This window comes from Pseudomonas sp. JR33AA (assembly GCF_021378985.1).
GTDB classification, from domain to species: domain Bacteria; phylum Pseudomonadota; class Gammaproteobacteria; order Pseudomonadales; family Pseudomonadaceae; genus Aquipseudomonas; species Aquipseudomonas alloputida.
In genome coordinates this window covers 564,069-590,590 of sequence record NZ_JAJSAW010000002.1, presented here as the reverse complement: position 1 = coordinate 590,590, position 26,522 = coordinate 564,069, and the positions used below count along the sequence as shown (strand labels likewise).

The following is a 26,522-nucleotide window of genomic DNA, read 5'->3' as shown; positions in this document are numbered from 1 at the left end:
GGGGGCTGGGGCGGCCTCTTCGCGGGTAAACCCGCTCCTACAGGCCACCGCAACACCTGATTCAGGGTAGGCGCGGGTGCTCCTGCGAAAGGGCCGAACCTGCCATGCACCATTCTTGACCCAATCCTTTCCCTGAATAAATGGCCCACCACGCACAAGCGCATTGCGTCCGGTGCAATCCATCAACCTGATACCATCGCATTTCCCACAGCTGTAACGGAAAACGGCCATGCAACTTCCGGACATGAACCTGCTTGTTGCCCTCGATGCTTTGCTCGACGAGGGCAGCGTGGTTGGCGCGGCGCAACGCATGAACCTGAGCCCGGCAGCCATGAGCCGGACCCTTGGGCGTATCCGCGAGGCATTGGGCGACCCGATCCTGGTGCGGGCCGGCCGTGGCCTGGTGCCGACGCCGCGTGCGCTGGCCCTGCGCGAGCAGGTGCATGGCCTGGTGGAGCAGGCCGGGCAGGTATTTCGCAGTCGCGACGATGTCGACCTGGTGAACCTGGACCGTGCCTTCAACATCCGCACCAATGACCTGTTCATCGCCCTGTATGGCGCTCAGTTGTTGCGCATGATGCTGGCCCAGGCACCGCATACGGTGCTGCGTTTTGTGCCGGAGGGTAGCGGGGACGATGATGCGGTGCTGCGCAATGGGCAAATCGACTTGATCATCAGCTCAGCCATTGAACTGGGCCCCGAAATCAAAGTTCAGAGCCTGTTCAACACCTACTTCGTGGGTTTGGCGCGGGAAGGGCACCCGGTTTTCGATGACGAGATCACCCCTGAGCGCTTTGCCGCCTACCCGCACATCAGCGTGTCACGCCGTGGCCGTGCCAACGGGCCTATCGACGTGGCGCTGGCCAATTACAAGGTGGAGCGCCGGGTAGCGCTGATCACGACGAGTTTTCACTCCGCGATGTTTTCGCTGCCGGACTCGGACCTGATCTTGCCGATACCCGCCAATATCCTGAACAGTGTGAACCGGTTGAAACTGCCATTGAGGTCCTTCGAGATCCCCGTGCCACTGGAGAAGGTCAACGTCATGCAGGCATGGCACCCGCGGTTCGATAATGACCCGGCCCATCGCTGGCTGCGGCAGATGTTGAAGGCGTGCGGCAGGATGGACCCTTGAGGCATGTGGCACACGCGCTCCCGCTGCCCGATTGCGTTTGACGCAATATAAAACTGCCAACAAGTCAGTTTTCGTAAGCATTCGACCTTTTTAGACTTGCTCCAGTCGCAAATTTGTTGCCGGAGATGTCTGCCCATGAGTTCCCTGTCTGTCCCGTCTGCCGCCATTGCCGCCGCCCCCGCGCCGGCTGCGCCCGCGCAGGCGGCGTTCGGCCTGCAGGTAGTGGTCGGGTTGTTCGGTGTGTTGCTGGCGGTGCTGTGCGCCGGCCTCAACGAGTCGGTAACCAAGATTTCCCTGGCCGATATCCGCGGTGCCATGGGCATTGGGGCCGACGAAGGGGCCTGGTTGCTGGCGGTATACAGCGCCGCTTCGGTCTCGGCCATGGCCTTTGCACCGTGGCTGGCCACGACCTTCTCGCTACGACGCTTCACCATGGGCGCAATTGCTCTGTTCGCGGTGTTTGGCCTGTTGCAACCGTTCGCCCCCAACCTGCACAGCTTGATGTTGCTGCGCGTGCTGCAGGGCTTTGCCGCTGGCGCGTTGCCGCCGATGCTGATGAGCGTGGCCCTGCGCTTTTTGCCGCCAGGTATCAAGGTCTATGGCTTGGCCTGCTACGCCCTGACCGCCACCTTCGGCCCCAACCTCGGCACGCCACTGGCGGGGCTGTGGACCGAATACGTCGGTTGGCAATGGGCGTTCTGGCAGATCATCCTGCCCTCGTTGCTGGCCATCGTCTGCGTAGGTTGGGGGCTGCCGCAGGACCCACTGCGCCTGGAACGTTTCAAACAGTTCGACTGGCGGGGTGTACTGCTGGGCCTGCCCGCCATCAGTTGCACTGTGCTGGGCCTGTCGCTGGGCGACCGCTGGGGTTGGTTCGACTCGCCGCTGATCTGCTGGCTGCTTGGCGGTGGCCTGCTGTTGCTGGTGTTGTTCATGTACAACGAGTGGTCCGAGCCGTTGCCCTTTTTCCAGTTGCGCTTGTTGCAGCGGCGCAACTTGAGTTTCGCCTTGGTGACCCTGGCCGGTGTGCTGGTCGTGCTCTCGGGTGTGGGCAGCATCCCGTCGGCCTACCTTGCGCAGATCCAGGGCTACCGCCCGGCGCAGACCAGCCCGTTGATGATGCTGGTGGCCATGCCGCAACTGATCGCCCTGCCGCTGACGGCGGCACTGTGCAATATCCGTGCGGTGGACTGCCGCTGGGTGCTGGGCCTTGGCCTGGCGATGTTGGCGGTGTCCTGTGTTGGCAGCAGCCTGCTGACCAGCGAATGGATCCGTGGCGACTTCTACCCGTTCTACCTGCTGCAGGTGTTCGGCCAGCCGATGGCAGTGCTGCCGTTGCTGATGCTGTCCACCAATGGCATGACGCCGCAGGAGGGCCCGTTCGCCTCCAGCTGGTTCAACACCGTCAAGGGCCTGGCCGCCGTCATCGCCGGGGGCCTGCTGGATGTTCTTGGCACCCTGCGCCGGCATTTCCATTCCAATCACCTGGTGGACAGCCTGGGCAACGCCCCGCTGGTCGACGGCAATGCCGCTGGCCTGGCCAAGCGCATTCACGACCAGGCCCAGGTACTGACCTCGGCCGACCTCTATCTGGTGCTCGCCTGTATCGCCGTGGCCCTGATCTGCCTGATTCCTTTCGTGCCCACCCGGGTCTATCCGCCGCGTGCGGTCGCTTGAACCCTGGATGATTTCGAGAACCATTGAAATGACCAACAACCGCAAAACCCTGTTCATCGGCTCGGTGCTGGCCGTGGCCGTCCTGGCCGGCATCGTCGGCCCCTGGATGTTTGGCAGCGACCACCGCCAGCGCACCAATGACGCCTATGTGACCGCCGACTACACCGTGGTCGCGCCCAAAGTCGCCGGTTTCATCAAGCAAGTGCTGGTGGAAGACAATCAGCAGGTCACGGCTGGCCAGTTGCTGGCGACCATCGATGCGCGTGACTACCAGGCCGCGCTGGATGCTGCGCAGGCGCAGTTGCTGGTAGCCCAGGCACAAAGCGCCGATGCCCGCGCCACGCTTGAACGCCAGGACGCGCTGATTGCCCAGGCCGAAGCGGCAGTGAAGGCGGCCCAGGCTGAAGTGGCGTTCGCCGACCATGAAGTCAACCGCTACAGCCGCCTTGCCGAGCAGGGCGCGGGTACCGTGCAGAACGCACAGCAGGCGCGCAGCGCTGTCGATCAAGCCCGTGCTCGCCTGGCCAACGCTCAAGCTGCACGGGTGGCGGCGCGCAAGCAGGTCGACATCCTCACGGCTCAAGTGGCCAGCGCCGATGGCCAGCTCAAGCGTGCCGAAGCAGGCCTGGAAAAGGCCCAGCTCGATCTGTCCTACACCCGCATCACAGCGCCGGTGGACGGTATGGTCGGTGAACGCGCCTTGCGTGTGGGGGCCTACGTCAACCCGGGCGCCCGCCTGTTGTCGGTGGTGCCGTTGCAGCAGGCCTATGTGGTCGGCAACTTCCAGGAAACCCAGCTGACCCACGTACAGCCGGGCCAGCCGGTGCGCATCAGTGTCGACACGTTCTCCGGCGAAACGCTGCAAGGCCATGTGCAAAGCATTGCCCCGGCTACCGGCGTCACCTTCGCCGCGGTCAAGCCAGACAATGCCACCGGCAATTTCACCAAGGTGGTGCAACGCATTCCGGTAAAGATCGTCTTCGATGATGGCCAGCCACTGCTCACCCGCCTGCGTGTGGGCATGTCGGTAGAAGCCACCATCGACACGCGTGGCGACAAGCTGGACGGCAAAGAGGTAAGCGCGCGATGAAACCGGGATTACGCTTGAGCCCGTTGCTGCTGGCCGTGCTGCTGGCCGGTTGCACCCTGGGCCCGGATTTCCTGCGCCCAGATAGCCAGGCCCCGCAGCAGTGGGCGCCGCTGCAAGGCGAGGCGGCGGCCAGCCAGCCGCAGGCCGAACCGCTTGAGCTGTGCTGGTGGGAAACGTTCCACGATGCCCGCCTGAGCGCTTTGATCCAGCGCGTTGCCGAACGCAACCTCGACCTGCAGATGGCCAGCGCGCGGCTGCTGCAAAGCCGTGCCCTGCGCAGTACCCTGGCTGCCGACGAAGTACCGTCGGTGGATGTGAACGCCGGTTACAGCCGCGCTCGTAACAGCGCCGATGGCTTGAGCGATCCGTCCGGCAAGGCCGGGAAAGAAGCCTTCAACCTCTGGCAGGGCGACCTGGTGGCCGGTTGGGAACTGGACCTGTGGGGCCGTGTGCGGCGTCAGGTCGAGGCTGCCGATGCCACGGTCGAAGTGGCCGAGAATGACCGCCGCGGTGTGCTGCTGGCACTGCTTTCGGAAACCGCCGGCAATTACATCCAGCTGCGTGCCGTGCAGCACACCCTCGCTGTGACGCAGGACAACCTCAGGGTCGCCCGGCACAGCCTGAAGCTGTCCCAGGACCGCCAGGCCGAAGGCGTTGCCACACGCCTGGATGTGGCCCAGGCCAGCGCCCAGGTCGCGTCTATCGAATCGCGCCTGCCAAGCCTGGAAGCGCGGCGTGATGACCTGATCAATGCCCTCAGCCTGCTCGCTGCCGAGCCGCCGCGCAGCCTGCAGGCCGAATTGCTGCAAGGCGGCGAGCTGCCTGCGCCACAGCAGACCTTTGCCATCGGCTTGCCGTCCGAACTGGCCGAGCGGCGCCCAGACATCCGCCAGGCCGAGGCCCGTCTGCATGCCGCCACCGCCAGCATTGGCGTGGCCAAGGCGGATTTCTACCCGAGCATCCGCCTGTCGGGCAGTGTCGGCTTCCAGGCCCTGCAGCTGTCGGATTTCGGTGGCTGGGATTCGCGCCGTTTTGCCTTCGGGCCGCAGTTGTCACTGCCGATCTTCGAGGGCGGCCGGCTCAAGGGCACCCTGGAACTGCGCGAGGCGCAGCAGCAGGAAGCCGCGTTGAACTACCGCAAGGTGGTGCTGGCGGCCTGGCATGAAATTGACGATGTGCTACGCCTGTACAACGCCAGTCAGTTGCGCCGTGACCACCTTGCCGAGGCCGTGCGGCAAAACCGCATCGCCCTGGAAACCGCCCAGCGCCAGTATGTGGAAGGGGCGGTGGACTTTCTCAACGTGCTGACGGTGCAAGGCGCGCTGCTGGCCAGCGAGGAGCAATGGATCGACAGCTCGGCGGCGGTGTCGCAGGCGCTGGTGGGGCTTTACAAGGCCCTGGGTGGTGGCTGGCAGGCGTTTGACGAGCCGCAGCCGAATGCTCACAGCTAGGGAGGACGCGCTGGTTTTGGAGGGTGGGGCATTGTGGTTCAAGGCCTGATTCTTTACAGCCTGTACCGGCCTCTTCGCGGGTGAACCCGCTCCTACAGGGGGCTGTGTCCAACCTCCGATGTGTGTCCACCACCAATGTGTGTAGGAGCGGGTTTACTCGCGAATACGGTAGCGGCGGCAACAGTGAACGGCGGTTGGAGATTGGCCAGTTGGCCCGGCCATTTCGCGGATACAGGCAGGCGATCACTCAAAGCGGTCGCAACAGGCCAAAGCGCTTGCGCAGCGCCCAGTCCAGCAAACGCCGCGGCAGCAACCGTGCCATCAGCGGCAAGGCTGTACTGCCATTTCCCAGCCGCACCCGCGCTGGCGCCGGCGACTTGCCGACTGCTGCCAGCACGCCTTGGGCAAATACCGCCGCCGACGTTGGCTTGTCCTGCGATGCCCGCGCCCGCGCCTGCACATGCTCACGCAAAGGCCACCACGCCGAGTCTGCCACCAGCACCTGCTCGGCCTGGCGCTGGGCATTGCTGGCGAACTGCGAGGCAATTGCGCCTGGCTGTACTTCCATCACCTGCACACCGAACGGCGCCAACTCCAGGCGCAAGGCATCGCTCAGGGCATGCACAGCCGCCTTCGAGGCGCAGTACGCGCCGGCGAATGGCGTGACCAGCACGCCCGAGACACTGCCGATATTCACCACCAGGCCGCGGGAGCGGCGTAGCAGCGGGAACAGCGCCCGGGTAACGCCGACCACGGCGAAGACGTTGGTTTCGAACTGCTGGCGCAGGGCGTCGACGCCACCATCGAGCAGTGGGCCCATGGCGCCGTAGCCGGCGTTGTTGATCAGGATATCGAGGGTTTCCAGTTCCTCTGCCAACCGGGCCAGCCCCTCACCGTCGTTTACATCCAGCTGCCGGGCCGTGTAGCCGGCGGCACTCAGTTTCTCGACATCCTCAGGCTTGCGGGCGGTGGCCCAGACATGGTGGCCCGCATCGCGGAAGGCGTCGGCCAGGGCGCGGCCGATGCCGCTGGAACAACCGGTGATCAGGACGGTGGGCATGGTAGGGGCCTGTTGTCATGGAGGAAACACATCAATTGGCAAACGTACCTTGCAGGTGCTCGGCACGGAATTCCAGGGTCTGCGGCCGATAGCCGGAACGCAGCGGCGGCAATGGCAGGCAGTCTTGCCACTCGGCACCCGGCTGCAATTCACCTGGCCCTCGGTATCGCGGTGCATTGTAGGTGTTCTCGGCCAGATTCACGGTATCGCCCGGTGCGTACGCCGCCACGCGCCAGCGCAGTTCGGTCAGCGGCACGTCGTTGCCGTTCTTCATGCGTACCTGCAGCGCACGGTCGGCGGGACAGTGTTCGGGAGCGTAGGTCAGGCGCAGGTCCAAGCGTGCCAGTCGACTGCTTTCGCGGCTGTCTTGCCAGACGACGAACAAGGCCACCAGGCCCAAGCCACACACGGCCGCCAGGGAAATGGGAAGAGCCTTGGCTGGGTAGCGCAACAACAACACCAGCCAGGTGAGGATCAGCAGGGCACCGATCAGCATCGCGTAATCGCCTCATTCGCGCGGATGGATGGCTACAGCCTATCGAGAACCCAGCGGTCATGTCACCGGTGAGTCACTGTGCCAGAAGCTAGACCTAGCAGTGCTGCGAGTAGTGGAAAAGGTACATCCATTCTAGATTCCGCCATGCCAATTCAAAAGGAGCATGGCCATGAGTGACACATCGGTTGAGCAAAAGCTTGTGCAAGAAATGAAAAGAACGCCTGGATGCGGACGTCTACATTGACTTCGACCTGGCATTACAGGAAGGCGTGCGGGATGTCGTTATCGGGGGGGAGGAGAACCGGGCGCTTGTTCACAAGCGCGGCACAACCTATGGCGGCTATGCCAAATCCGGGCGTATCCGGAAACTCGAGATGACCGCCACACGCATCAGGGCTGAGTCCTTCGAATTTGAAGGGGAGGATGATTTGCAGCGACCTTTCAAGGTGGTGGGTGGCCCATTCGACATCTACGTCATAGCCCCGACCCTTGAATGAACAGGCTCGCCCCTGGTCAGCCCAGGGGCGAGTCAGCATTTACTGCGCGATGGTCTTCACCGAAACGCCGCGCTCGATGGGTGTGGACGTGCGCCCATACACATCCTCGAAGCGCTCGATGTCATCCTCGCCCAGGTAGCTGCCGGACTGCACTTCGATGATCTCCAGCGGGATCTTGCCCGGGTTGCGCAAACGGTGCACCGAAGCGATGGGGATGTAGGTCGACTGGTTTTCGGTCAGCAGGAACACGTTCTCGTCGCAGGTCACCTCGGCGGTACCGGATACCACGATCCAGTGCTCGGCGCGGTGGTGGTGCATCTGCAGCGAAAGGCTGGCGCCCGGCTTGACGGTGATGTGCTTGACCTGGAAGCGGCCACCCATGTCCACCGAGTCGTACGAGCCCCACGGGCGATACACTTCCAGGTGGTTCTGGGTTTCCGTGCGGCCCTGTTCGTCGAGGGTCTTGACCATCTGCTTGACGCCCTGGACCTTGTCCTTGTGGGCAATCATCATGGCATCCTTGGTCTCGACCACCACGATGTTCTCCAGGCCGATCACCGACACCAGTTTGCCATTGCCGTGGATCATGCAGTTGCGGCTGTCTTGCACCACCACGTCGCCCTTGGTGACGTTGCCGTTGTCGTCTTTCTCGTGCACTTCCCACAGCGACGACCAGCAGCCTACATCGCTCCAGCCGGCCGACATCGGCACCACGCAGGCACGCTGGGTTTTCTCCATCACCGCATAGTCAATGGAGTTGTCCGGGCAGCAGGCGAAGGTGGCTTCGTCAATGCTCAGTACATCGCCGTCTTCCTGGCTGCGCTCCAGGGCCAGTACGCAGGTATCGTAGATGTCGCCGTCGTGCTTTTTCAGCTCTTCGAGGAAGCGGCTGGCGCGGAACAGGAACATACCGCTGTTCCAGAAGTAACCACCGGCCTGGACGAACTCGGCCGCGCGTTTTTCGTCGGGCTTCTCGACGAACTGGGCAACCCGCGCCACGCCTTCGGGCAGCAGCGCGTCCTGGCTGGAACGGATGTAGCCATAGCCGGTTTCCGGCTTGGTTGCCGGCACGCCGAACAGCACCATCTCGCCACGCTCGGCGGCCACGGTGGCCAGGGCCAGGGCGCGTTGCAGCGCCTTCTGGTCCTCGATCACGTGGTCGGCAGGCAGCACCAGCATCAGCTCGTCGCGGCCTTCGTTGACCAGCTTCATCGCCGCCATGGCCACGGCCGGCGCGGTGTTACGGCCGAACGGCTCCATCAGGATGCCTTGGGTTTCGAGCTTCAGGGCGGCCAGCTGCTCCTGGACGATGAACTTGTGGTCCTTGTTGCAGACCACGATCGGCGTGTCCATGCCCTCGAACACCAGGCGCTCGATGGTTTGCTGGAACAGGGTGTGTTCACCGGTCAGGGCCAGGAACTGCTTGGGGAACTGCTTGCGCGACAGAGGCCACAGACGGGAACCGCTACCACCAGAAAGAATTACCGGGATCATCATGTTTCTCCAATAGTCGTTGAGAGGCAGGGGAATCAGTTGCTAGCCACGGGGCGAGTTACCCACACCGGCGACAAGGCGTTGCCGGAACCCGTTACGTACAGCACTGCGGCTTCGCCGCGCTCCAGGGCGACGGGTTTCACGTCGCCCACTTTCTTGTCTCCTTGGTACAGCGCCAGGTTGACCTTGACTGGGTTGATTTCGCGTTCGCCACGGCCGTTGGCGGCCACCGGCTTGACCACTTCGGTCTTGCCGTCGGCGGTTTTCAGGGTCAGTGGCTGGTCGCTCAGGTTCTGCAAGCGCACCAGGGCTTTCTGCTTGTTCTTGAACGGTGGTTCTTCGATCAGTTTCGGGTTGCCGCTGTTGCTGTTGACCAGGGTGTAATACTTGTCCGAGGCCAGCTTGACCGGCACGCTCTTGCCGCCGACCTGAGCGGTGTAGTCGCCGCCTGGCAGGAAGCTGAAGTCGCTGCTGGCCTGTGCGCCAACCTGTTTGATCTGGGTGTTGCCGACCGACGCGGCGGCGGGTGCACTGGTTGCGTTGTACAGGCGTACGAAGGTCGAGCCTTTCGGCGCGCTTGGGCCATACAGTGCGGCGTCGGCACCGGCGAAGGCCTGCATCGAAGCAAGGGAAAGGCCGGCCGCGAGGGTGAGGGCTTTGGCAATGGAAGTCTTGGTAGTCATGTGCATTTCCTCTCTATCAGTCAGTGGTCTGTCCGGGTGGACGACAAGGCCAGGTTTTCTTCGGATTTACGGGAGTTTTTCAGCTGCGCGATCCACTGCGGATCGAAGCTGCTGAGGTCGTTTTTCATTGGCAGATAACGTTCGGGGAATTCCCACACCACCACTTGTGGTGCGGCGTTTTTAAAGGCATCGCTTTGCAGGTACTTGAGCATCGGCAGCAGTGGGCCATGGCCGTCTTCGGCGTAGTTGGCGACGTCACTGCGCAGGGCCTGCTGCAGCGCGCCGAGGAAGTTCCAGTGCGGGTTGGCGCTGTAGCTGGTGCCTACCAGTGCAACCGGGATCTGCTTGTCGGCAAACAATGCGTCGCCGGCGTCACCCTCGGCATCGACCGGCCGGGTGGTGCGTTGCTGCAGGTTGTCCGGGGCCGGCAGCAGGTTGCTGAACAAGGGGTCCAGTGGCAGGAAGTTGGTCAGGTCGCCCTTGTAGGGGGCGGTATTGCCGGCTTCTGTGATGAAGGCTTGTGGGTCGCCGTTGAGCAGGCTCTGGCGGCTGACCGCTTCGGCCAGCGCCTGCGCCGCCACTTCGGCCCCCATAGGCGTCCAGTGGGTGTCCGTACGCAGGAACACCTGTCCGCGGGCCTTGGCCTGCTCCATGGGTGCCATCAGGTCCGGTGCGAACACGTTGGCCTGGCGTGCCTGGGCATGGAACTGGTTGTACAGGTCGTCATGCAGGCTGGCAGGCTGCTCTTTGCCCAGGTATTCGGCGTAGACCCGCGCCTTGGCCGGCACAATCGCCAGCACCAGCTGGCTACCGTGTTGCTGCAGGGTGTCGCGCACGCCACGGATCAGAGCCAGGTTTTCCTGCATCAGTTGCTCGGCACCGGCGGTGGGCTTGAACTCTTCGTCACTGAACAACCACTGGTCGCGGCCCAGGACCACACCGGGGCGGCCTTCGTTGAACAGCTTGAAGTCCATTGCCGCCCACAGGTTGGTGCCCAGGCGCTTGATCGGGAACTCGGCGTCGTAGTGGGTCTCGGCGGCCTTGGCCAGCTTGCCGTTGAGCAGGGTCATCTGCTCGGTACGCTGGAAACTCTGCAGGCCACCGGTGGACCAGACGCCCATGCCGACCAGCAGGCCGAGGAACGACAGGGAATAGGTGATGCGTAATGTCCGGGTCATGGTCATCAACCTCAGAACTGGAAGTAAAGGAACGGCGAGTAGCTTTGCGCCGAAAGCTTGAGGATCGAGGCGACGAACAGCAGCAGGATCAGTGCGCGGGTCATCACCCGGGTCCAGTCCAGGCCGATCGAGCCGTCAGCGTTGACCTGCACCGGGGTCGCCTTGGGCGTCGGTCTGGCATTGCGGTAGAAGTCGCGCAGGCCGAAGAACGCCAGGGTGAGGTAGGCGATGACCAGGGTAGCCACCTGCAGACCGGTGAGCTGGGCGCGGTTGAGCTCCGACAGCTGCCAGTCGCCGAAGCTGAACATGGCGCCGTACATACGGGCGGCCACATGCAGGTTCTCGGCGCGGAAGATCACCCAGCCGACCACCACCAGCAGGAAGGTGAAGGCCCACTTCACCGGGTTGAAGCGCTGCGGGTTGGTGTCGATGCCCAGCGCGCGTTCGATGGCCAGCCACATGCCGTGCCAGGCGCCCCAGATGATGTAGGTGAAGTTTGCACCGTGCCACAGGCCGCCCAGCAGCATGGTCAGGAACAGGTTGCGGTAGGTGTTGAAGGTGCCTTTGCGGTTACCGCCCAAGGTGATGTACAGATAGTCGCGCAGCCAGGTCGACAGGCTGATGTGCCAGCGCCGCCAGAACTCGGTGATCGACTGGCTGATATAGGGCTGCTTGAAGTTTTCCATGAAACGGAAGCCCATCATCAGGCCCAGGCCGATGGCCATGTCGCTGTAGCCGCTGAAGTCGAAGTACAGCTGCGCGGTGTAGGCCAGGGCGCCGAGCCAGGCATCGCCCGTGGTGGGGTTTTGCAGGGCGAAGCAGTGGTCGGCGACCACGGCCAGGGTGTCGGCGATGAACACTTTCTTGATGAAGCCCTGCATGAAGCGGGTGCAGCCTTCGGAGAACTTGTCCAGGGTGTGGGTGCGGTTGTTGAACTGGTCGACCAGGTCCTTGAAGCGCAGCACCGGGCCTGCGATCAGGTGCGGGAAGATCGCTACGAACGCTGCGAAGTCGATCAGGTTGCGGGTAGCCGGGGTGTCGCCGCGGTATACGTCGATGATGTAGCTGATCGACTCGAAGATGTAGAACGAGATACCGATCGGCAGCAGCACGTGGGTCAGAATGAATGGCTCCAGGCCAAACGAAGTCATGATCGCGTTCAGGCTGTCGACGCCGAAGTTGGCGTACTTGAAGTAGCCGAGGATCGCCAGGTCGACACCCACGCCGAGCAGCAGCCAGCGCTGTGCCGGTTTGGTGCGTACACCGGCGGCACCGACTTTCAGGCCGATCCAGTAGTTCCACAGGGTGACGCCGGCGAACAGTGCCAGGAAGTCCACCCGCCACCAGGCGTAGAAGATGTAGCTGGCGACCAGCAGCAGCAGGTTGCGATAGCGTTGCCCGCTCAAGTAGTACAGGCCGAGGAAGATCGGCAAGAACAGGAACAGGAACACGTTGGACGAGAAGACCATCCCGGTTCTCCTAATTTGTTCACAGCATCCAGGGCAAAGCGCCCCCCAAACCCCCCACGAAAGGCGGGAGATACCTAGTCCCCCGTAGGAGCGGGTTTACCCGCGAATGAGGCCGGCACAGGGCACCGCAGATGGCAGGCCCGGCCCTTTCGCGGGTAAACCCGCTCCTACAGGGATGGTGTTACTTTTTACGCTCTGCGCTTGGGTCGTAGACCCGGGTCACATCGCCCCCCAGCCGGAAGCTGTTGAACGGCTGCATGTCGTGCTTGCGCTCAAGCGTGTCGCCGACGCAGTGGTACAGCGCACACCAGGGCTCGAGCCAGGCGTACTTGCTGTCGACCTTGAGGTCGGTCAGGTCCTGTTGCTTGCCCGCACGCGCCTTGAAGTGGCTGGGGTCGCGGGCGCCGGCCAGCACGCCTTCACCCAGGCGCTGCAAGGCGAAGTTGTTCTCGGCGCGCAGGTCGACGCCATTGGCCTGGGCGAAGCTGGCAATCATCGCCAGCGGTGGCAGGGCGTAGTTGTGATAGGCCAGCGCGCGCTGCTTGCGCTTGATTTCGTTGGGCAGGAAGCCCTGGTCATCCACCTGGTTGGCGCCAACCTTGTATTCCTTCACGGCCCAGTCGAACAGGTCGCGGCGGTCGGTGGCGACGGCGGTAGCCATCACCGACCAGGCCGCCCAGTAGCTGTGGTTGTTGATTTTTTCCAGCGGCAGGTCGCTCCAGTCGCGCACAGTCTGCTCGGCCAGGCGGGTGAGCCATTTTTCGATCAGGTCGGCCTCGGCCTGGTGTGCGGCCAGCGGCTGCGAGTTGGAGAACTTCAGCCGCAACCACGAACCGCTCATGCTGCCCAGCGCCCATTTGCGCATCGACTTGCCGGTATGGTTGTAGTCGGTGGACAGCAATGCACCGGCGCGTGCCCAGGTGCCCAGCCACGTCAGGGTGCAGTCGAGTTGCGCCGGGCGGCCGTCGCGCATGTACTGGCCGACCATCTTGCTCACGCCTTTCTCCAGCGTGGTGATGTCTTCGGTCGACGTGCGGAAGGCCTTTTCCGAGGCTGCGTTGAGCGTTGCCCGTGCCTTGTCCGAGCCTTCGTACTTGCTGCGAAACTGCAGCGGGCCGGTGTATGGCCTGGGCGCCGCTTCGCAGCGGAAATTGCCGTCGCCGACCTTGAGCTTTTCGATCCCCTCGTAGTAACCCTGCGGCGGTACCAGCGCGGCGTGCGCGGCACCGCCAAACAGGGCCAACGCGAGCAGGGCGGGGCTGGAAATTCGCTTGAAAATGGTCATGGCGCGCCTCACTGGCCCGCCTGCGCGGTTTGCGCAGGCACGGCAAAGTTGTTGCGTTTGCAGAGCTTGGCTTCGACCTTCTGGGTGCCGCTTTCCGGCCCCTGAACCTCGAACGCCAGCAGGTTCTGGCTGGCCCAGTCCTCGTCTTCGCGCATCTGGAAGACGAAGCGGCCGTCGGTGTCGGAGGTTTCCGGTTTTTCCAGCTTGATGTCCTCGTGGCGGCCGTTGAGGTACCACAGGGTGGCCTGCAACACCTTCACCGAGGGGTCTTCGAACTTGACGTCCATCTGCAGGTTGCGGTTGATCAGGTCCTTGATGACGCCGCCCTTGCCGTTGACCATCAGCTCGTTCTTGCCAGGCTTGAGGGTGGCTTTGGCGCTCATCAGGGCTGGGCGGTCGTCGCAGCCGTCATCGAGCAGGCCAAGGATTTGCCGCCAGATGGTTTCCTGGTCCAGGCGGTACAGCGGGGAGAATTCCCAGATCAGGATCTTCGGCGGGTTCTTCTGGAATTCCTCGCTGCCCAGGTACTGGATCATCGACCCTTCCAGGCCACCGCCTGGGAAGGCGACGTTGAGCACGTCGGCGCCGATGTATTGCTCGAGGAAGCCCGAGAAGTTGTAGTTCTTGCCACTGTGGCTGGTACCGACCAGGGTGATCTGCGCGTTGCCGCTGTCACCGAACAGGTCGTCGCCGCCGCTCGCGCCTTTCGGCTCGGTGGCGAACTGGTCCATGTACTGGACGGCGTAGCTGGTGCCGCACAGTTGGCCGGCAACGTTGTGCAGGGTGCCGGTCTTGCCCATGCGCCCGGACTTCTTGGTCTCGAATTCCTTGCGCGGGATGCCTTCGAAAGCCGGCATCTTGTGCACGGTGTCGGCCACGATCTTCGCCGCGCGCTCGGCACCGTACGGCGTCCAGTGCTGGTCGCCACGGAAGTAGAAGTCCTTGCCCTGGTCGGCGGCGGCCAGTTGCTCGTTGGTCAGCGGTGACAGGTCGGGCACGTTGTAGCCCATGCTGGCGAAGCGCTTGAGCATGGCCTGGTAGTTGCCCAGGGCCTTCTGGTAATCGAACGCGGCCTTTTCGGCCGGGTTGAGCATGTTGCGGTTCACCAGGCCACGGGTCGGCTGGTACACCACCACCAGTTCCACGCCCCGTTTCTTGAACGCGTCGTGCACTTGCTGCAGGCGTTTGTAGCCGGCCGGGGTGGTGTTGAACTCCGTGCGCAGGTCTTCGCGGGTACGGAACAGCCAGTCGCCCTTGGCCTGCACCAGCGTGGTGAAGTTTTGCTGATAGCGGGTGGTGTAGCGGCTGGCATCGTGCGCTTCAGGGCACAGCTGGCAGCAGGGCTCGGCGTTGAAGGTCGGGGCCTTGACGTCTTCGGCGCGCACGCCCTGGCTGATTGCCAGAAGGGCGGCGGACAGGCCCAGCAGTTTCATCAGGTGTGGAGTCATGGTCTGGGCTTCCTTAATCGATCATTTCGGTCTGGCGTTCGACCGGGTCGATCAGCACAGCCTTCTGCTGGCGTACCAGCAGGTCGAGGATTTCGTCCTGGCGCTCGCCCAGCACACCATTGAGGCTGATGCCGCTGGCCTTGCGCGGGGCGAGCATGGACACCTTGTACAGCTCGACCGACAGCGGCGAGTCGATCGACAGCGGGCCGGAGCCGTTGGCCGACAGCTCGCCACCCACAACGATCAGCGACACCTTGGTGTCGAACGGGTCGAGGGCGATGTCGCGGTCGGTGTCGGACAGGTCCTTGATGTGGCCGTATACGCCGACCAGGCCGTTGGCCATGGCGACGTTTTCGTACAGGCGGATGTTCACGCTGTTACGCACGCGGATGCCGTGGCGGCGGTTGTTGACCAGCTTGTTGCCCCAGATCAGGTTGTCGCCGCTTTCGTACAGGGTGATGCCGTCGGTGTGGTTGCGGTAGATCTCGTTGTAGGCCACCAGGTTGTTGACGCTGTTACGGTCGATCACCACGCCCGAGAGCTTGTTGTCGTAGCTCTTGTTGTTGATGATCCAGCTGTCGTTGACCTCACGCGAAACGATGATGCCGTGCTTCTTCTTGGTGCCGTACACCGTGTTGCCAGCGATGATCAGGCGATGCGAACGGTCGTGCGGGTCAATGCCGTAGACGATGTTGTCGCGGTAGGTGCTGTCCTTGACCACGAAGTCCTGCGTCTCGTAGCAGTAGAAGCCGTACCACATGTCGCTGAACTCAGAACCGATGATCCAGCCGGTGGGCTCAGGGCGGCCCATGCGCTTGGCCATGTTCGGGGTGTACTGCGAGATGCTCACGCCATACGACTTGGACTTGGCGTAGCCGAAGCTGGCCATCTTCGTGTTGACGATGTAGGTCTCGGTACCGCCCCACGACAACAGGAACGGGCGGAATTCCTTGGGCGAGCGGAAGGTCGCCGGGCCATTGTCCTTTTCCCGCCAGCCGGTCACCTGGGTGTCGGTTACGAACAGCTTGCCGTCATTGACCAGAAATGCGCCGCCCTCCTGGGACAGGCGCAACTGCTTGACCTTGCCGTCGATCTCGAGGATGCCCTTTTGCCCGACCACGATCGGCAGGCGTGCCAGGTACACCCCAGGCTCGACTTCGCTGAAGTACTGTTTGGGTACCTTCTTGCTCAACTCGGTCAGGTCGACATGGCCGTCATCGACGAAGATCGCCTGCGGGATGCCGTGCTGGCGCTGCACCCACTCGGCGGCCTTGTTGTCGCCGCCGACGAACTCCTTGAGGGTGTCCTCCTGGAACATACGGCGCAGGCTGACCTTGCCCTTGTGACGGCGGTCGATTTTCTTCTGCACCGCCTCGGCCGTGAAACCGGTGAGGTCGGGCAGCTTTGGCGGGTCCATCTGCAGCGGCTCGATCGGTGCGCTGGCCACCGTATAGGTCTTGGCCTGCTGCAGCCCCTTGGCGATCACCTGGGGCTCTGCGGCAGTGGCCAGGCCGCTTGCCAGCAGCAAGGCACTGGCCAACAGGCTGTGACGTAAGTGCGGGTGAAGGTTCATCACGGTCAGTCCCCTACCGGCCTCAGAAGCGCCAGATGACGTCGACGAAGGCGCGGTGCATGTACGAGTCCGCTTCCTTGCCGTAGGCGTCGCCCGGCTTGAATACACCGGCACGCAGGCGCACCAGGGCGGACGGCTCGTCGATTGCCTGGCTCATCGAAGCCGGCAGCAGGCCTTGCTTGAAGTACTTGGTCACGACCACGTCCATTTCCTGGCCAAGGTCTTTCTCGCCATCGACCAGCGGGCGATTCACGCCGTTGTCGTTGACCACCGCGTTGATGCCACTGGAACCGATGTTCTGGTTGCCATCGACTCGCCAGAATTTGTGGTAGATCAGGCTCGCGTCATAGTCGTCACGCAGCTGCCAGGAGGCGAACAGGGTGGCGGCCTGCAGGTTGCCCAGCTCGCCGCGGAACGCTTCGCCGAAGCGGTGCACGCGCGAGCGGGTGCCGGTGAAGTTGGAGCGGTTGCTCTCCAGGCCGGTCTGTTCGAAGTTGTTCGAACCGTCATCCCCGCCGCCGCCGCTACCGCGGGCGTACGCAGCGCCGACCTGCCATTGCGGGTCCAGGCGCAGGCGGATACCGAGGTCGGTTGCCCAGGCATTGACGTCGCCGCTCTGCTTGCCGGTGGCAACCTGCTCATCACCTACGGCCTGGCTGCTGAGGGTGTCGCGGTCACCGGTCAGCCAGGTGACGCTGCCCCAGTAATTCACGGTGTGGTCGTTGCGCCAGTTGTAGGCGTCACTGTTGGCCTCCAGGCCCAGCCAGGTGAGGTCGCCAGTGCGGGTCTTGTCCAGCGCGTCGACCGTTTCGCCGGGGCTTTTCAGGCTGCCGCTGTCATGTGTGTGGTGAGCGCGCAGGCCAACCCAGTGGCCAGGGGTCCACTGCGTGGCGACGTTGCCGTAGATGTGCGTGCGGTCCTTGTCTTCCGGCGCCAGCTCGGTGAGGTCGGTGCGGTATTCGCTGAAGCGCTGGGCTACGCCCAGGTCGGCCTTGAGCAGCGTGGTATCGAAGGTCCAGTTCAGCGCTTCGATGTTGGTATCGCGCCACATGCCATCGTCGCTGCGCAGGCGCTGGCGACCGAAGCGCAGTTGCTCGCCGGGGTAGGCGGTGAGGCCGCTGTAGCCGACCCAGAACTCGCGCATGGCCAGGTAGCTTTTGTCGGGTTGACGGCTGTCGTCGCCGGTGTCGGTGCTGGTGCCGTCGTCGTTCTGGCGCAAGGTGTCCGTTTCGATGGTGTCGGTTGCAGCGACCGCCTGGCCCATGGCGTAGGCACTCCAGTTACCGCGCTCGCCATACACCCACGGGCGCAGATCCAGGCCCAGGCCGTTGACGTCGCCGCCAGAGCGGGTGCCGAGGTCACGGTCGTCTTCCGACTGGCCGGTGATTTTCACGTCCAGGCCGAAGTTTTTTTCAGCGGTAATTTCCGCCAGGGTCGGGCAGGACCACAGCAGGGCGAAGCTCAGGCCGATGCCGGCTTTCACGAAGGGATTGAGCGTCATAGCGAGTCCTCACCGTCTACTTCTTTTTCGTCGTCTTGCAGGGCTTCGAGGGCTAGGGTGCTATTCGCGCCCTGCGCCATGCTGCCGCGTGCACGCTTTTCCTGGTCCAGCAGTTGCTGGGCCTGGTTGCGCTGATCAGGTGTCAGTTGCTGGTCAAGCTGCTGCAGCAGTTCGGCTGATTGCGGCGTCGGGTTGGCCTGCGACAGCTGGGCGAACACCCAGGCGTTGCCCGGTTGCGGGCGGATGCCGTGGCCTTCGCTGAACAGCTGGGCCAGGGCATAGTCGGCGCTGTTCTGCCCGCCACGGGCGGCGGCCAGCAGGTGGTCGACGGCCTTCTGCGGCTCGACATTGCCCAGGTAGCCGCGGCGGTAAAGCTGGCCCAGGTAGTAATGGGCACTGATCTCACCGGCTTCGGCAGCGGCTTGCAGGTGCTGCTCGGCTTTATGAGCGTCGGCTGGCAGGGTTTTGCCTTCGTAGTACAGACGGCCCAGCAGCAGTTCGGCGCGTGGCTGTTCAGCTTCACGGCCTTTGTCGATGTAGGCCATCAACTGGTCGGTGTCGCCCAGTTCGGGGAAGTCGTATACCAGCTGCGCCAGGCTGACCCAGGACGCCGGGTTGGCCGGGGCGACTTGCTCGAGCAGGTCCTTGGCGGTTTTTTCGTCGGTCTGGCCAAGGCTGCGATCGGCCAGCACACGGGCCACGCTGTCAACCCGGGTGGCCGGTACTGCGCCACGGGCGTAGGCGGCCTTCAGCTGGCCGAGCAGGGCGGCTTGCTGGTCGGCCTGGCCGCGTTTCTGGTACACGGTGGCCAGTTCGACGTAGCAGATGTCGGTGCTGTTCAGCGCCGCCTTGCAGATCTTTTCCACTTCGCCCAGGTGCTGGTCATAGGTGCCCTGGGTGCGGTACAGCAGCACCTGGGCCAGGCCCGCTTCCGGGTTGCCGGCGGCGCGCCACTGGTCGATCTGCTGCTGCGCGTTGACCTTGGGGAAGCTCTGCGGGTAGCTGAGGTAGAGCATCGCCAGTGGGATCAGGGTATTGCTTTCACCTTGACTGGCCGCTTGCTTGAGCAGGGTCTCTGCTTCTTCGCGCTCGGCCTGGGTGCTGTCCGGTTTGGCCACCAGCAGGCGGCCAAGGCGCGCCTGGGCGCGTGGCGACGTGGTGGCTGCCGCGCGATAGGTGGCTTCGGCTTCCTTGATTTGCGAGGGGTCGCGGGTGGCCACCTTGATGTCCGCAAGGCCGACTTGCGCTTCGCTGTAGCCCAGGTCGGCCAGCGCCTTGTAGTTGCGCTCGGCCAATGCCGTGTCACCGCGCTTCATGGCCTCGTTGGCCAGGCGCTGGTCGGGCAGGCCGGCACAGCCGGCCAGGGTGATGGCGGCGGCCAACGCGCACAACCCAAGGTTCGCGCGGGCTTTGTAGGTATCAGAGATCATTGTCCGTCCCTCACAGGCCACGGGCCACGGCTTTGTCGATCAGCCAGTTCAGCGACGGGCCACGGTCGCTGTTGACCGAGGCCGGGCGGCCGGCCAGTTCGGCGGGCAGGCCGCTGTCTGGCTTGATCTGCACGCGGATGTCGGAAGACAGGTCTTCGCTGTTGAGGCTGGCGCTGCTGACGATCTGACCGGTGCGCACTTCCTCTTCGCCGGCCACCTGGAAGTTGACCCGGGTACCTGGCTTGATCTCGTCGAACTGGCGGTAGCTGAAGCGCGCCTCGACCATCGGGTTGGTAGTGCGTGGGATCAGCTGGAAGATCGGCTGGCCCTTGGCGGCGTACTGGCCGTCGTCCACCAACTGGCGCGCGACCACGCAATCGCAGGGGCTGGTGAGGGTGCCGGACAACTGCTTGCCGAACAGCTCCTCGATCTTCGCCGGCTCCAGCTGTGCGTCTTCCAGGTTGCCCTTTAGCATGTCCAGCATGCTGGTGGTGAAGCTGGCCAGTGGCGCGCCCTTGGCGATCTGCCCACCGCTTTCGACCAGGCTGCTTACGGTACCGTCGCGCGGCATGGTGACGTTGGTGGTCGGCACTGCAACCACACCTGCTTGGGCGTGGCTGACGAAGTACATGCCATACAACGATTTGGCGACGAAGCCGAAGGCCGCAACCCCGATCACGAACACGCCCAGTGTGACGGTGACCGCCTTGAAGCGGCCAAAGGCGCTCAGGCCCGACCCGCCGTCCTTCTGCTTGCGCGCCTTGGTGAAGTTGTCACGCTGCAGGGTGCTGAGTACGTCGCCGATGCTGATCAGCTCACCCGACAGGTGGCTGGTGATGATGTGCCGCAACGTGGCGATGTCGCGAGGTTCAAGGTTCTGGAATTGCGCACCGATACGGCCGTTGTCCGGGTTGTACGAGCGCACCTGGAACTCGATGTCGATCGACAGGCCCAGGTTGTCGACCACGAACTGCAGGCGCCCGCGCAACACATCGCCCACCGACTGCGGTTGCTTGGTGTGGAAGCTCAGGCCGCCGGCAGAAAGGTCTTCGACTTTGACTTCGTGGACCTGGCGCTGGGCGTCCAGGAACCGCAGCTTGGCGGGAATGCGTACCCGGGCGTGTTGGCGCTGGGCTTCGGACTCATGCACGACATTGACGTTCACGGCGGTATTCATGGTGGTTTGTTCCTGTTAGATCCGATCCGGGTTGGGCTCACACGACCATGAACAGCACAGCAACGAAGATGCTGGCAGCCGAGAAGGTCATGGTCCGCGAGGACCAGGTGTTGAACCATTGTTGAAAGCTGGCGAGGTCACGCTTGAGGGCAGTGGGCTGACGCGTCCATGACTGCTTGTCGAGGCGGAAGAACACGTAGATCTTCATCAGCGCGCCGATGATCTGGTTGTAATAGAGAATCAGCGGGTAGGCCGGGCCTACGTTGTGGCCGGAGCACAGCAGCATGATGGTGAGGATCAGGCGAGTGATGCCGATCCACAGCAGGTACACCAGCAGGAAGGCCATGCCGAATTTGAGGCTGGCGATCACCGCCACGGTCAGGCCCAGCAGGCTGGTCCACATCGACACGCGCTGGTCGAACAACACGATGCTGGTGAACAGCCCCAGGCGGTGCAGGCCAAGGCCCAGTGCCCGTGAGTTCTGCCGCAGGTTGTTGCCGTACCAGCGGTACATCAGCTTGCGGCTGGCCTTGAGGAAGCTTTTTTCCGGCGGATGCTCGACCGTATTGATGGCGGCGTCCGGCACGTAGAAGGTGTCGTAGCCCAGGCGCATCAGGCTGAACCAGCTGGACTTGTCGTCCCCGGTAAGAAACTTGAAGCGGCCCAGGCGCCAGTGCATCAGCGAATCGCTTTCGACGTCGGCGATGAACTCGGGGTTGGTCACCACGCTGGCGCGGAACATCGACATGCGCCCGGTCATGGTCAGTACGCGCTTGGACAGGGCCATCGAGCACATGTTGATGTGGCGCTGGGCGAAGCGCAGCTTGTGCCACTCGCTCATGATGTAGCCGCCACGCACTTCGCAGAATTCATTGGTGGTCAGGCCGCCCACATTGGGGAACAGCTTGAACCACGGTACGGTCTTGCGCACCACGCCGTCGGCCAGCACGGTGTCACCGTCGATCACCGCCACTACGGCGTTGTCGTCCGGCAGCATGCGCGAGATGGCACGGAAGCCGTAGGCCAGGCCGTCGCGCTTGCCGGTGCCGGCGATACGCACGATGTCCAGCTTCACGTGGGCCGGCGGGTTGTACTTGGCCCACAGGCTCTTCACCAGCAGTTCATCGGACATTTCCACCAGCGAGCAGACCACGGTGGTGGGGAAGCCGCAGTTGATCGCCTCGCGGATCACCGAGCTGTATACCTGGGCGGTGGTCAGCGCTTCGATACGGAAGCTGGTGACCATCAGGTAGACATGCGACGGGTCGGTGGCATTGCCCATTTTCTGCACCTTGCGGCGCAGGTACGGGTACACGCCGTAGAGGAAGATCATGCCGCGGATGAAATGGGTGGCGCCCATGGAATAGCGCCAGATGCCGACTGCGCCGACCAGGAAGATGAAGTGCTTCGACTGCGAGTCGAAGATATCGGCCGGCAGGGCCAGGGCGATCAGCATGAGCAGGCTCATGTAGAGCAGCCACCCGGCACACTGCAACAGCACTGTCTGGAGCCTTTGCATGTTCAGCATCCGTCGAGAATTCGGGAAAGGGTGGGCAGCGAGGGGGCGGCTCTTGTCGAGTGCCTCATCGCTGCCCGGTCGGGCACTTACCAGCAGATGCCTTCGGTACGGTTGGTGGTGCTGGTCGGTTTGTTCATGAAGCCGACCAGGTCGATCACCTGCTTGCCGGCTGGCGCTTGCAGGGCCAGCGCACGGAACTGCTCGTCACGGTTGCCGAGGACGATGATGTCGGCGTTGTCGATCACCTGCTGCAGGTCGGCGTTGAGCAGCGACGACACATGTGGGATCTTCGACTCGATGTAGTCCTTGTTCGCGCCGTGAACACGGGCGTACTGGACGTTCTCGTCGTAGATGTCCAGCTGGTAGCCCTTGCCGATCAGGCGCTCGGCCAGTTCCACCAGCGGGCTTTCGCGCAGGTCGTCGGTGCCGGCCTTGAAGCTCAGGCCCAGCAGAGCGACCTTGCGCTTGTCGTGGGCTTCGATCAGCTCGAAGGCGTTCTGCACCTGCGATTCGTTGCTGCGCATCAGCGAGTCGAGCAGCGGTGCACGCACGTCGAGGCTGGCGGCACGGTAGGTGAGGGCGCGTACGTCCTTGGGCAGGCACGAGCCGCCGAAGGCGAAGCCTGGGCGCATGTAGTACTGGGACAGGTTGAGGACCTTGTCCTGGCAGACCACGTCCATCACCTCACGGCCATCGACGCCCACGGCCTTGGCGATGTTGCCGATTTCGTTGGCGAAGGTGACCTTGGTGGCGTGCCATACGTTGCAGGTGTACTTGATCATCTCGGCCACTTCGATCGGCTTGCGGATGACCGGGGCGTCGAGTTCTTCGTACAGGGCCTGGAGGATGTCACCGCTGGCGCTGTCCAGTTCGCCGATGACCGTCATCGGTGGCTGGTCGTAGTCCTTGATGGCGGTGCTTTCACGCAGGAATTCCGGGTTGACCGCCACACCGAAGTCGACGCCGGCCTTTTTGCCCGAGCAATCTTCGAGGATCGGGATGACCACGTTCTTGACGGTGCCAGGCAGCACGGTGCTGCGCACCACGATGGTGTGACGGCGGGTGGTGTCACGCAGCACGTAGCCGATTTCGCGGCACACGGACTCGATGTACTCCAGGCCCAGGTCGCCGTTTTTCTTGCTGGGGGTACCCACGCAGATCATCGACACATCGCTGGCACGGATGGCTTCGGCGAAGTCGGTAGTGCCGCGCAGGCGGCCATTGGCGATGCCCTGTTGCAGCAGTGCTTCCAGGCCAGGTTCGACGATGGGCGACTTGCCCTGGTTGATCAGGTCGATCTTGGTGCTGGACACGTCCACACCGATCACTTCATGGCCACGCGCCGTCAGGCAGCCTGCACAGACTGCACCCACATAACCCAAACCAAAGATGCTGATACGCATCGCTATCACCTCATGTGTTTATCACGCCGACACCTCCGCAGAGAGCCGGGCTGGGTTGATTAACAACAGTTTTCGGGCGCACGGGTCCATGGCGAATGCACACTTCGCCGAGCGCAGGCAAAATAAATCCGGAACGCAAAAAGTTATGCGCTCAAAGTTGGCACTCAATAGCCATTCATTAAAAAACGTGCCCTGAAATGCAGCCGTCTTTATTGCAACGCGCTACTTGGCGCGTTGCTGTGCTTGTTTTTTCAAGTGAATAAATCCTTTGAAATCAACCACTAGGACGATTTGTAAGGGACGCTTCTCTCCTGCATGGACAAGGTCTTCGGGGGGTTCCGTAATACCTGTCAAATTTTTTATGGCGGGCAGTGGATACCCGCCGCTGTCATCTGTAAGTCATCTCTCACAGCCCGTAGGCAGGAAAATCGTTACGGCACTATGAGCGATTGGCTTTGGTAGAAGTTCCGGAGCCGGTTTCGCTCGAATGAAAGATTTCTAAATATTTATTCAGTTGCGGACAGTTTCAAATTGATAGCACGCGGGTGTTTCGCCCCCGTGTATCAAGGGCGTAACTGTTGCGAGATATTTTTATGCCAGCATCTGAAAAATTTTTTCAGAATTCGTCAAAAAAGGTATGAACGGTCTTATGGCGTTTTGCGATAAAGGTGATGGTGCTGGTTTTTTGGCGTCGAATTAATGGCGTTATAGCGGTTTGCAGCGTGCCCTGTTGCAGGGCGAGAGGGGGCATGGCTGCTGGCCTCTTCGCGGGTGAACCCGCTCCTACAGGTAGCGCATTTACCTGTAAGAGCGGGTTTGGCCGTGAAGGGGGCGTTACAGGGTCACTCCGAGGGGTGATCGCGCAGGAACACCAAATGGTCCGGCCTGGACTGCTCGGCACTGTAGTAGTACCCCTGAGCATCAAACTGCTTGAGCTGTTCCGGGGTGCTGATGCGCTGCTGGATGACGAAGCGGCTCATCATGCCTCGGGCTTTCTTGGCGTAGAAGCTGATGATCTTGTACTGGCCGTTTTTCTGGTCCTTGAAGTCGACGTCGATCACCCGGGCCTTCAGTGCACTGCGTTTCACCGCACTGAAATACTCGTTACTGGCCAGGTTCAACAGCACGTCATCGCCTTGGTCGGCCAGGGCCTGGTTCAGCCATTCGCTGATGCGCGTGCCCCAGAAGGCATACAGGTCCTTGCCGCGGGCGTTGGCCAGCTTGGTGCCCATCTCCAGGCGGTAGGGCTGCATCAGGTCGAGCGGGCGCAGCAGGCCATATAGGCCCGAGAGCATGCGTAGGTGGTCCTGGGCGTAGCTGAAGTCGTCTTCACTCAGGCTCTCGGCATCGAGGCCGGTGTACACGTCACCCTTGAACGCCAGCAGCGCCTGCTTGGCATTGGCCGGGGTGAAGTCTGGGGTCCAGCTGCCAAAGCGCGCAGCATTCAGGCCGGCGAGCTTGTCGGACAGGTGCATCAGTTCGCTGATCTGTGCCGGCGACAGTTCGCGCAGCTGCTGGATCAGGGCCTGGGATTCATCCAGGTACTGGGGCAGGGTGAAGCGCTCGGTCACTGGCGGGGTGTCGTAGTCGAGGGTCTTGGCGGGGGAAATCACCGTCAGCATCGGGTCGGCTCCTGGCATCGTTGGCCGAGGATTCTACGGGGTGGGCGGTACAAGTCCAAACTATGGCGACAATAGTCACAGCCCATGGTCGGTGCAGGCGCTATAGTTCGCGTTTTGCCGTTGCGGAGCCTTCCACTGTGCGCATTGCTTCTGCCTTGCTGGCCGGCCTGCTGAGCCTGGCCGCGCAAGCCGCCCCTTCACCCCAGGTCAGCCTGGACCGCAGCCTGTGGCCCGAAAAGCTGGACAGCCCGGCGCTGTTCGATGTGGCCTCTCGGGCAGAAATCCTTTCGTTCGCCCAAGTGCTGCACGAAAGCGAGTTGCTGGATGACGCAAGCCTGGCGGCCCGGCTGGGGCTGCGGCAGATCAACCTACAGAAGGTGCGCCAGGTTCGGGCGCGCATGTGGCGGAGGCTGTGGGAGGGTTATCAACAGGCGCAGCGCAGTTGTGAGCAGGATGCATCATTCTGCTACCCGGTCACGTCCATGGCGGAGTTGCGCACACAAGCGGCGACGTTCGCTGCAGATGTCGGTGCGTTCTATACCGGCTGGATCGAGCCGAGCCACCAGTTCCATGTCCGCTACCTGGACGAGCAGCTGCGCAAGGCGGCGTTGCTGCCGCAGACCAGCAGCGAAATTGAGCGGTTGTCTTCGCGCGAGCGCAAGGGTGACGAACTGAACGACCGCATGTTCCTGCTGACCTTTGTCGGCGGGCCCGGGCCCGAGGGGGGCAGTACGGATCTACTCACCGATTACCTGCGCCGCCAAAAGCTCGAAGGCACGTTCTTCACGCTCGGTAACCGCCTGCAGCAACGCCGTGATGGCGCGGCGGCAAACGCCTTGCGCCAGCTCTATGACGGGCAGTGCGTGGGTATCCAGGGGTGGGAATACCGCTCCCATGCGCAGTGGACCGACTGGCAGGATTCGCTGCGGCGCAGCCAGGCGCGGGTGCAGGCTGATCTGCCCGAGCAGTATGTGCCGCTGTTCAGTCCACCTTATGGCCAGCGTCGGGCTGACGGCGAGGCGTTCATGGCCAGCCAGCAGTTACGGGTCTCGTTGTGGGACATCGACGCTCAGGACGACGGTGCATTGAACGCAGAGGCCTCCGCGCAACGCGTGTTGACCCTGATGCTGTTATGGCGCAAGGGTGTGATCCAGTTTCATGACAGCCTTCCCAAGGCGCAGCCGGCGGTGGAATGGTTGCTGCGCAATACCGCGCAAAGCGGTATCGGCTGGGAGGATTGCCGGGAATATGGATATAGCGAATAGAGGGTATGACTTATGAGCGTAGTCCCCTCTGACGCTGGCGCCAAGGCCTCTTCGTCAATCGGAAAAATA

21 protein-coding genes are annotated in these 26,522 nt (G+C 62.8%); 6 read left to right on the top strand and 15 right to left on the bottom strand.

The features are described from left to right. The first annotated feature begins 229 nt into the window (after positions 1-229). The 4 genes from LVS58_RS06010 (at position 230) to LVS58_RS05995 (ending at position 5,353) form a co-directional block, all read left to right on the top strand. Positions 230-1,135 (top strand): LysR family transcriptional regulator, encoded by a 906-nt coding sequence (locus LVS58_RS06010; protein ID WP_233690266.1) that lies wholly within the window; start codon positions 230-232, stop codon positions 1,133-1,135. A gap of 135 nt (positions 1,136-1,270) precedes the next feature. Further along, the gene (locus LVS58_RS06005; protein WP_233690265.1) at positions 1,271-2,812 is read left to right on the top strand and encodes an MFS transporter; all 1,542 of its coding nucleotides are present in this window, start codon (positions 1,271-1,273) and stop codon (positions 2,810-2,812) included. A gap of 28 nt (positions 2,813-2,840) precedes the next feature. Further along, positions 2,841-3,902 (top strand): HlyD family secretion protein, encoded by a 1,062-nt coding sequence (locus tag LVS58_RS06000; RefSeq protein WP_233690264.1) that lies wholly within the window; start codon positions 2,841-2,843, stop codon positions 3,900-3,902. Further along, positions 3,899-5,353, top strand: coding sequence for an efflux transporter outer membrane subunit (locus LVS58_RS05995; RefSeq protein WP_233690263.1), 1,455 nt, complete (start codon positions 3,899-3,901; stop codon positions 5,351-5,353). Before LVS58_RS06000 ends, LVS58_RS05995 begins: the two co-directional genes overlap by 4 nt. 247 nt (positions 5,354-5,600) lie before the next feature. Here the strand turns inward: LVS58_RS05995 and LVS58_RS05990 are convergent, their stop codons facing one another. Next, positions 5,601-6,413: an SDR family oxidoreductase gene (locus LVS58_RS05990; protein ID WP_233690262.1), complete on the bottom strand. Its 813-nt coding sequence runs from the start codon at positions 6,411-6,413 to the stop codon at positions 5,601-5,603. A 31-nt stretch (positions 6,414-6,444) separates the two neighbouring features. Next, entirely contained in the window at positions 6,445-6,909 is a 465-nt protein-coding gene (locus tag LVS58_RS05985) for a hypothetical protein (RefSeq protein ID WP_010952405.1), read from the bottom strand. 269 nt (positions 6,910-7,178) lie between these two features. On the opposite strand from LVS58_RS05985, the gene LVS58_RS05980 reads away from it, so the two are divergent. Beyond that, positions 7,179-7,406, top strand: a complete 228-nt coding sequence (locus tag LVS58_RS05980) for a hypothetical protein (protein WP_233690261.1) — start codon at positions 7,179-7,181, stop codon at positions 7,404-7,406. Positions 7,407-7,445: 39 nt separating this feature from the next. Here the strand turns inward: LVS58_RS05980 and LVS58_RS05975 are convergent, their stop codons facing one another. The 13 genes from LVS58_RS05975 to yaaA form a co-directional block, all read right to left on the bottom strand. Then, on the bottom strand, positions 7,446-8,900 hold the full coding sequence (locus LVS58_RS05975; RefSeq protein WP_233690289.1) for a mannose-1-phosphate guanylyltransferase/mannose-6-phosphate isomerase: 1,455 nt from the start codon (positions 8,898-8,900) through the stop codon (positions 7,446-7,448). Between the two features lie 35 nt (positions 8,901-8,935). Next, on the bottom strand, positions 8,936-9,583 hold the full coding sequence (locus LVS58_RS05970) for an alginate O-acetyltransferase AlgF (RefSeq protein WP_233690260.1): 648 nt from the start codon (positions 9,581-9,583) through the stop codon (positions 8,936-8,938). A gap of 20 nt (positions 9,584-9,603) precedes the next feature. Beyond that, entirely contained in the window at positions 9,604-10,761 is a 1,158-nt protein-coding gene (locus LVS58_RS05965; protein WP_233690259.1) for an alginate O-acetyltransferase, read from the bottom strand. An 11-nt stretch (positions 10,762-10,772) separates the two neighbouring features. Continuing rightward, complete coding sequence (locus LVS58_RS05960) at positions 10,773-12,230, bottom strand: MBOAT family O-acyltransferase (protein ID WP_233690258.1); 1,458 nt, start codon at positions 12,228-12,230, stop codon at positions 10,773-10,775. Positions 12,231-12,411: 181 nt separating this feature from the next. After that, the gene (locus tag LVS58_RS05955; RefSeq protein WP_233690257.1) at positions 12,412-13,515 is read right to left on the bottom strand and encodes a mannuronate-specific alginate lyase; all 1,104 of its coding nucleotides are present in this window, start codon (positions 13,513-13,515) and stop codon (positions 12,412-12,414) included. 8 nt (positions 13,516-13,523) lie between these two features. Further along, complete coding sequence (locus LVS58_RS05950; protein WP_233690256.1) at positions 13,524-14,963, bottom strand: alginate O-acetyltransferase; 1,440 nt, start codon at positions 14,961-14,963, stop codon at positions 13,524-13,526. A gap of 13 nt (positions 14,964-14,976) precedes the next feature. After that, positions 14,977-16,536, bottom strand: a complete 1,560-nt coding sequence (gene algG, locus LVS58_RS05945) for a mannuronan 5-epimerase AlgG (protein ID WP_233690255.1) — start codon at positions 16,534-16,536, stop codon at positions 14,977-14,979. Positions 16,537-16,558: 22 nt separating this feature from the next. Next, complete coding sequence (locus tag LVS58_RS05940) at positions 16,559-18,037, bottom strand: alginate export family protein (protein ID WP_233690254.1); 1,479 nt, start codon at positions 18,035-18,037, stop codon at positions 16,559-16,561. Beyond that, entirely contained in the window at positions 18,034-19,467 is a 1,434-nt protein-coding gene (gene algK, locus LVS58_RS05935) for an alginate biosynthesis TPR repeat lipoprotein AlgK (RefSeq protein ID WP_233690253.1), read from the bottom strand. The genes LVS58_RS05940 and algK overlap by 4 nt, the downstream gene beginning before the upstream one ends. Positions 19,468-19,477: 10 nt before the next feature. Continuing rightward, positions 19,478-20,644, bottom strand: a complete 1,167-nt coding sequence (locus LVS58_RS05930) for a PilZ domain-containing protein (RefSeq protein WP_233690252.1) — start codon at positions 20,642-20,644, stop codon at positions 19,478-19,480. 37 nt (positions 20,645-20,681) lie between these two features. Further along, complete coding sequence (locus LVS58_RS05925; RefSeq protein ID WP_233690251.1) at positions 20,682-22,163, bottom strand: glycosyltransferase family 2 protein; 1,482 nt, start codon at positions 22,161-22,163, stop codon at positions 20,682-20,684. Positions 22,164-22,249: 86 nt separating this feature from the next. After that, a complete protein-coding gene (locus tag LVS58_RS05920) occupies positions 22,250-23,566 on the bottom strand; it encodes a nucleotide sugar dehydrogenase (protein WP_233690250.1) in 1,317 nt (438 codons plus the stop codon). Between the two features lie 842 nt (positions 23,567-24,408). Then, positions 24,409-25,188 (bottom strand): peroxide stress protein YaaA, encoded by a 780-nt coding sequence (yaaA, locus tag LVS58_RS05915; RefSeq protein ID WP_233690249.1) that lies wholly within the window; start codon positions 25,186-25,188, stop codon positions 24,409-24,411. Positions 25,189-25,325: 137 nt separating this feature from the next. Here yaaA and LVS58_RS05910 point away from each other — a divergent pair, with 137 nt between their 5' ends. Then, positions 25,326-26,453: a polysaccharide deacetylase family protein gene (locus tag LVS58_RS05910; protein WP_233690248.1), complete on the top strand. Its 1,128-nt coding sequence runs from the start codon at positions 25,326-25,328 to the stop codon at positions 26,451-26,453. Positions 26,454-26,522 lie beyond the last annotated feature (69 nt).

Coding starts and splice junctions, on each gene's coding strand:
- LVS58_RS05995 (WP_233690263.1), top strand. CDS start 3,899: ATGAAACCGGGATTACGCTTGAGCCCGTTGCTGCTGGCCGTGCTGCTG.
- yaaA (WP_233690249.1), bottom strand. CDS start 25,188: ATGCTGACGGTGATTTCCCCCGCCAAGACCCTCGACTACGACACCCCG.
- algG (WP_233690255.1), bottom strand. CDS start 16,536: ATGAACCTTCACCCGCACTTACGTCACAGCCTGTTGGCCAGTGCCTTG.
- LVS58_RS05920 (WP_233690250.1), bottom strand. CDS start 23,566: ATGCGTATCAGCATCTTTGGTTTGGGTTATGTGGGTGCAGTCTGTGCA.
- LVS58_RS05975 (WP_233690289.1), bottom strand. CDS start 8,900: ATGATCCCGGTAATTCTTTCTGGTGGTAGCGGTTCCCGTCTGTGGCCT.
- LVS58_RS06005 (WP_233690265.1), top strand. CDS start 1,271: ATGAGTTCCCTGTCTGTCCCGTCTGCCGCCATTGCCGCCGCCCCCGCG.
- LVS58_RS06000 (WP_233690264.1), top strand. CDS start 2,841: ATGACCAACAACCGCAAAACCCTGTTCATCGGCTCGGTGCTGGCCGTG.
- LVS58_RS05930 (WP_233690252.1), bottom strand. CDS start 20,644: ATGAATACCGCCGTGAACGTCAATGTCGTGCATGAGTCCGAAGCCCAG.
- LVS58_RS05940 (WP_233690254.1), bottom strand. CDS start 18,037: ATGACGCTCAATCCCTTCGTGAAAGCCGGCATCGGCCTGAGCTTCGCC.
- LVS58_RS05965 (WP_233690259.1), bottom strand. CDS start 10,761: ATGACCCGGACATTACGCATCACCTATTCCCTGTCGTTCCTCGGCCTG.
- LVS58_RS05970 (WP_233690260.1), bottom strand. CDS start 9,583: ATGACTACCAAGACTTCCATTGCCAAAGCCCTCACCCTCGCGGCCGGC.
- LVS58_RS05950 (WP_233690256.1), bottom strand. CDS start 14,963: ATGACTCCACACCTGATGAAACTGCTGGGCCTGTCCGCCGCCCTTCTG.
- algK (WP_233690253.1), bottom strand. CDS start 19,467: ATGATCTCTGATACCTACAAAGCCCGCGCGAACCTTGGGTTGTGCGCG.
- LVS58_RS06010 (WP_233690266.1), top strand. CDS start 230: ATGCAACTTCCGGACATGAACCTGCTTGTTGCCCTCGATGCTTTGCTC.
- LVS58_RS05985 (WP_010952405.1), bottom strand. CDS start 6,909: ATGCTGATCGGTGCCCTGCTGATCCTCACCTGGCTGGTGTTGTTGTTG.
- LVS58_RS05955 (WP_233690257.1), bottom strand. CDS start 13,515: ATGACCATTTTCAAGCGAATTTCCAGCCCCGCCCTGCTCGCGTTGGCC.
- LVS58_RS05960 (WP_233690258.1), bottom strand. CDS start 12,230: ATGGTCTTCTCGTCCAACGTGTTCCTGTTCCTGTTCTTGCCGATCTTC.
- LVS58_RS05925 (WP_233690251.1), bottom strand. CDS start 22,163: ATGCAAAGGCTCCAGACAGTGCTGTTGCAGTGTGCCGGGTGGCTGCTC.
- LVS58_RS05990 (WP_233690262.1), bottom strand. CDS start 6,413: ATGCCCACCGTCCTGATCACCGGTTGTTCCAGCGGCATCGGCCGCGCC.